Raw genomic sequence first — 5,104 nt, 5'->3', positions numbered from 1 at the left:
GATCCTCGCTGTCACCTTCACCAACAAGGCCGCGCGCGAGATGAAGGAGCGCGTCTCCGCCATCTCCGGCGGGGCGATCGAGGGGATGCCGTGGCTCGGCACCTTTCACTCGGTGGCGGCGCGCATGCTCCGGATTCATGCCGAGCTGGCCGGGCTGCAGTCGAACTTCACCATCCTCGACACCGACGATCAGCTACGGGTGCTGAAGCAACTCATCCAGGCCGCCAACCTCGACGAGAAGCGCTGGCCCGCGCGTCAGCTCGCCGGCCTGATCGACCGCTGGAAGAACCGGGGTTGGACCCCGGCCCAGGTCGACGCCGGCGAGTCCGAAGCCTTCGCCGCCGGCCGCGGCGCCGAGCTTTACGCGCAATATCAAGATCGCCTGCGCACCTTGAACGCCTGCGACTTCGGCGACCTGCTGCTGCACATGCTGGTCATTTTCCGCACCCAGCCGGACGTGCTCGAGGCCTATCGCGACCGCTTCAGATACATCCTCGTCGACGAATATCAGGACACCAACAGCGGTCAGTATGAATGGCTGCGCCTGCTCGCCGAACCCCGCCGCAACCTGTGCTGCGTCGGCGACGACGACCAGTCGATCTATTCCTGGCGCGGCGCGGAAGTCGCCAACATCCTGCGCTTCGAAAAGGATTTCCCCGGCGCGACCATCGTCCGGCTGGAGCAGAATTACCGATCGACGTCGCACATCCTGTCCGCCGCCGACGGCGTCATCACGAAGAACAGCGGCCGCCTCGGCAAGACGCTGTGGACCGACCGCGGCGACGGCGACAAGGTCCGCGTCATCGGCGTCTGGGACGGCCCCGAGGAAGCGCGCCGCATCGGCGAGGAGATCGAAAGCGCCCTCGCCCGCGGCCGGCCCCTGTCCGACGTCGGCATCCTCGTCCGCGCCCAGTTCCAGACCCGCGAGTTCGAGGAGCGGTTCATCGCGATCGGCCTCAATTACCAGATCATCGGCGGCTTTCGCTTCTACGAACGCGCCGAGATCCGCGACGCCATCGCCTACCTCCGACTGATCTCCCAGCCCGCCGACGACCTCGCCTTCGAGCGCATCGTCAACCAGCCCAAGCGCGGGCTCGGCGACAAGGCGGTTGCCGCCATCCACCGCCACGCGAGAGCCGCCCAGCTCCCGCTCCTCCTCGCCGCCGCCCAGATGCTCGACAGCGACGAGCTCACCCCCCAGGCCCGTCGCAGCCTCGGCCGCTTCGTCGCCGATGTCGCCCGCTGGCGGGGGATGCTGGCCTCTGGAAATCCTCCCCGGGACGGGGAGGGGGACCATCCGCAGGATGGTGGAGGGGGCCCCACTTCCCACGCTCGCTCCGCTCGCGACCCCTCCACCGTCGTTCCGACGGTCCCCCTCCCCGTTCCGGGGAGGAATTCGAACCTCCCCCACCCCGAGCTCGCCCGCATCGTCCTCGAAGAATCCGGCTACACCGCCATGCTCCAGGCCGACCGCTCGGCCGAAAGCGCCGGCCGGCTCGAGAACCTCACTGAGCTCACCCGCGCCATGGAGGAGTACGAAAACCTCGGCGCCTTCCTCGAGCACGTTAGCCTCGTGATGGACAATGACGAGGCCAAGCAGGGCGACAAGGTCACGATCATGACCATCCACGCCGCCAAGGGCCTGGAGTTCGACACCGTCTACCTCCCCGGCTGGGAGGAAGGCGTGTTCCCGTCGCAGCGCGCGCTCGACGAGGGCGGCCTCGCAAGCCTCGAGGAAGAGCGCCGCCTCGCCTATGTCGCGATCACCCGCGCCCGCTGCCGCTGCACCATCGTCCACGCCGCCAACCGTCGCATCTACGGCCAGTGGACGAGCTCCATCCCTTCGCGCTTCGTCGCCGAGCTGCCCAAGCCGCACATCGAGGAAGAAACCACGATGACCGGCGGCGAAAGCCTGTGGCGAGCGCAATGGTCGGAGCGAACCGACCCGTTCGCTCACCTCGCCGCCGCCCAATCCACTCGCGCCAGCACTCGCGGCCCCGGCTGGCAGCGCGCCTCGTCGAGCGGCCGCTTCAACCCCGAGCCCGCGCGCATCATCGAGGCCCGCGCGTCAGCGGTATCGCTCGGCAACCAGGGCCGCACCGACCTCGCCCTCGGCCAGCGCGTATTCCACGGCAAGTTCGGCTACGGCACCATCGCCGTGATCGAAGGCAACAAGCTCGAAATCGACTTCGAGCACGCGGGGCGGAAAAAGGTGCTCGACAGTTTCGTCAGCACGGAGTGAGCCGGCCTATGGCAGCTTTCGACCCATTGCGGACATCAGCCTAGCGCCTAAGCTGTCCGCATGCGCATCGCTCCCACCACGCTGCTGCTCGTTGCGCTTCTTGTCGCAACACTTGGCGCTTGCGGGGAGCGTCCACCGGCCGCCCAGCCACGAGAGAGTGCGGCATCTCAATGCCTCACGTCTGGCGGAAGGATGATCAGAGGGCCGCTCCGCCAAGATCGAGAAGCAGCCGTCTGCGTTCATCTGTTCGCGGACCGCGGAAAGGTTTGCAGCGATAGCAAGCAATGCGAAGGCGAGTGCCGCTACAATGACCGTTCTTTGCTCGCCGATCCCGCTGCGCAGGGCACGCCGTCATGGAAGCAGGAGGTATCCCACGGCCTGCCCTCAAGTGGCCAGATCGGAAAAGCCGGCGTCGGCCACTGTCAATGGTCGGATGATGACGCAAGGGGATGCGTCGCGAGGGTAGATGGCGGCAAGATACAAGCATGGACTTGCGTAGATTGAACGTCCGCTCTCCGCCCAACTCAAACCTAAGCCGCCACCTCGATCTCGTCCTCATGCGCGCGCGCCTGCGCCAGTTCGTGCGCGGCCTGCATCCGGACCAGCGTGTCCGCGCTGATTCCGAACGCCTTCTCGAACCGGATTGCCATCTCCGCCGACACGCCCGCGTTGCCGTTGAGCAGGTTGCTCATCGCCTGACGAGTCACATGCAGTCGTTCGGCGGCGGCCGTGACATTGAGGCCCGCCGGCTCGACGATCTCCCTCCGAAGCCATTCGCCCGGATGAACATAGATCGACGGATGAATCTTGATCGCCATCAGTGATAATCCTCCAGGTCCATGTCCTCGATGGCCCCCGCCGCATTGACGCGGAACGTCATGCTCCAGTTCCTTGTGACCGTGAGCGCCCATTCGCCCTCACGATCACCGGTCAGCCGGTGCGCACCGAAATTGGGTGGCGCGCGGAGTTCCTCGGCATCGGCGATCGCTTCGATATACATCAGCATCCGGCCCAGCCGCTCGATCGATCCGCTTGGCAGGCCCTTTCTTGACCCCGTTTCGGCGAACCGGCGCAGCGCCTTATGCCGGATGCTCTCGATCTGCATGGGCCGAAATAGGCGTGGACATGTCGACTGTCAAGTTACACTTGACGGGCTATGGCACGGCTCAGCCCTCGCCGCGTTCCGGTGCCATGACCATCCACATCGGCACCGCTGGCTGGACCATCCCGCGCAACGTCGCCGACCAGTTCCCGACCGAGGGATCGTCGCTCGAACGCTACGCCGCACGCTTCAACGCGGCCGAGATCAACAGCAGCTTCTATCGCTCTCATCGAGCGTCGACCTGGGAGCGGTGGCGCGACAGCGTGCCGGCTGGCTTCCGCTTCTCGGTCAAGCTGCCGAAAACGATCACGCACGAGGCCAAGCTCGCCGATTGCGAGGCGTTGCTCGATGCCTTCGTCGCGGAGGTTGAGGTGCTTGGAGACAAGCTCGGCGCGCTGCTTGTCCAACTGCCGCCGAAGCTCGACTATGACGAGACGGCAACCGACCGCTTCTTCACGGCGCTACGCGCCCGCGCCTCGACCCCCGTCGCCTGCGAGCCGCGCAACGCCAGCTGGTTCTCACCGGAAGCCGACGATCACTTACGCCGCCTGCGCGTCGCCCGCGTAGCCGCCGATCCCGCGCGCTTCGAAGGCGCCGACCGCCCCGGCGGCTGGCGCGGGTTCGCGTACTTGCGGCTGCACGGATCGCCGGTGATGTACCGCTCCAGCTACGCCGACCGCATCGGCCATTACGCGGCCCTGCTCAGCGAGCATCAGGACGCCTGGTGCATCTTCGACAACACCGCGTCCTCGGCGGCGACGGCCGACGCGCTCGCTCTTGCCAGTGCCGTCAGATCTCTTCCTTCACCTGCGCGTGGTTGAGCACGGCCACGAACACCACCCCGCCGATCGAATTGCCGATCAGCGCGGGCAATAGGAATCCGATCGCATAAGTGTCCCAGCCGATCGCACCGTGCATGGCGGCGAAGGCGGTCTCGATCGATCCGGCGATCACGTGGCTGAGTTCCGCAACCGAGATCAGCCAGGTGACCAGGATGACGATCACGAACCTCGCCGACGAAGCCGCCGGCATCAGCCAAACCATGAGGGCGATGAGCCAGCCCGCGACCACCGCCTTGATCAGCGTGAGGGCGAAACCCCACGATGCCGCCTTCACGCCAAGCTCGGTGAACGCCTGGACCGTCTCCGGCTTGAACAGATGCGGGATCGATGCCGCGGCGGCGAACAGCAATGTCGCGACGATGTTGGTCGCGAACACAATTCCCCAATAGCGCGCGACCGCGCTGAATCGATGCGTGCGATGAAGCACGGGAAGCATCACCGTCAGCGTGGTCTCGGTGAACAATTGCTGCCGCCCCATGGTGACGAACAGGAAGCCGAGGCTGTAGCCGAACGCCGACAGCAGCTCGCTCCACGGCGCGTCGCGCAGGCTGGCGCGAAGAATGCCCTGGCCGAGCATCGAACAGCCCATGGTCAGGCCCGCGGCCAGCCCCGACCAGGCGATCGACGCGCTCGGGCGGTCCAGCTCCTCGGTCCCTTCCATGCGGATGGCCTCGTGGACGACCTTGGCGCTGGTGCTGGACCGCTCGTCGGCTTCGTGGATCTCGCGGTCGGACAGTGGCGACACGCGTTTTTCATGGTCCACGATCTGCTGCCGGTCCGCCATTTGCGATGCTCCTTTGCAGCGACGAACGCACCGCGGCGGACGCTGTTCAGCCGATTTGCGGGTGATGGAGCGGACTTTTTCCAGTCCAGCCTCGGGACAGGTTGGCGGGCCGGGGCAGTCTAATTCAAGCCATT

General features: G+C 66.1%; 5 protein-coding genes. 2 read left to right on the top strand and 3 right to left on the bottom strand.

From position 1 onward, the window contains the following. Position 1: 1 nt before the first annotated feature. Entirely contained in the window at positions 2–2,242 is a 2,241-nt protein-coding gene (locus JOZ79_RS04015) for a UvrD-helicase domain-containing protein (protein WP_294070934.1), read from the top strand. Between the two features lie 530 nt (positions 2,243–2,772). On the opposite strand, the gene JOZ79_RS04010 is transcribed toward JOZ79_RS04015, so the two are convergent. After that, positions 2,773–3,060: a HigA family addiction module antitoxin gene (locus tag JOZ79_RS04010; RefSeq protein WP_294070931.1), complete on the bottom strand. Its 288-nt coding sequence runs from the start codon at positions 3,058–3,060 to the stop codon at positions 2,773–2,775. Beyond that, positions 3,060–3,347, bottom strand: a complete 288-nt coding sequence (locus JOZ79_RS04005) for a type II toxin-antitoxin system RelE/ParE family toxin (RefSeq protein ID WP_294070928.1) — start codon at positions 3,345–3,347, stop codon at positions 3,060–3,062. Before JOZ79_RS04005 ends, JOZ79_RS04010 begins: the two co-directional genes overlap by 1 nt. Positions 3,348–3,367: 20 nt before the next feature. Here JOZ79_RS04005 and JOZ79_RS04000 point away from each other — a divergent pair, with 20 nt between their 5' ends. Continuing rightward, positions 3,368–4,165, top strand: coding sequence for a DUF72 domain-containing protein (locus tag JOZ79_RS04000; protein WP_294070925.1), 798 nt, complete (start codon positions 3,368–3,370; stop codon positions 4,163–4,165). Here JOZ79_RS04000 and JOZ79_RS03995 read toward each other — a convergent pair. Further along, positions 4,134–4,970, bottom strand: coding sequence for a formate/nitrite transporter family protein (locus JOZ79_RS03995; RefSeq protein WP_294070922.1), 837 nt, complete (start codon positions 4,968–4,970; stop codon positions 4,134–4,136). The genes JOZ79_RS04000 and JOZ79_RS03995 overlap by 32 nt on opposite strands. Between the last annotated feature and the right edge of the window lie 134 nt (positions 4,971–5,104).

This window comes from Sphingomonas sp., from assembly GCF_019242355.1.
GTDB lineage: Bacteria > Pseudomonadota > Alphaproteobacteria > Sphingomonadales > Sphingomonadaceae > Sphingomicrobium.
Note: the sequence above shows the minus strand (reverse complement) of the source record. Positions and strands in the feature narration are given on the sequence as shown.

Excerpts from the sequence above, each read along its gene's own strand:
- JOZ79_RS04010 (WP_294070931.1), bottom strand. The coding sequence starts at position 3,060 with ATGGCGATCAAGATTCATCCGTCGATCTATGTTCATCCGGGCGAATGG.
- JOZ79_RS04000 (WP_294070925.1), top strand. The coding sequence starts at position 3,368 with ATGTCGACTGTCAAGTTACACTTGACGGGCTATGGCACGGCTCAGCCC.
- JOZ79_RS04005 (WP_294070928.1), bottom strand. The coding sequence starts at position 3,347 with ATGCAGATCGAGAGCATCCGGCATAAGGCGCTGCGCCGGTTCGCCGAA.
- JOZ79_RS03995 (WP_294070922.1), bottom strand. The coding sequence starts at position 4,970 with ATGGCGGACCGGCAGCAGATCGTGGACCATGAAAAACGCGTGTCGCCA.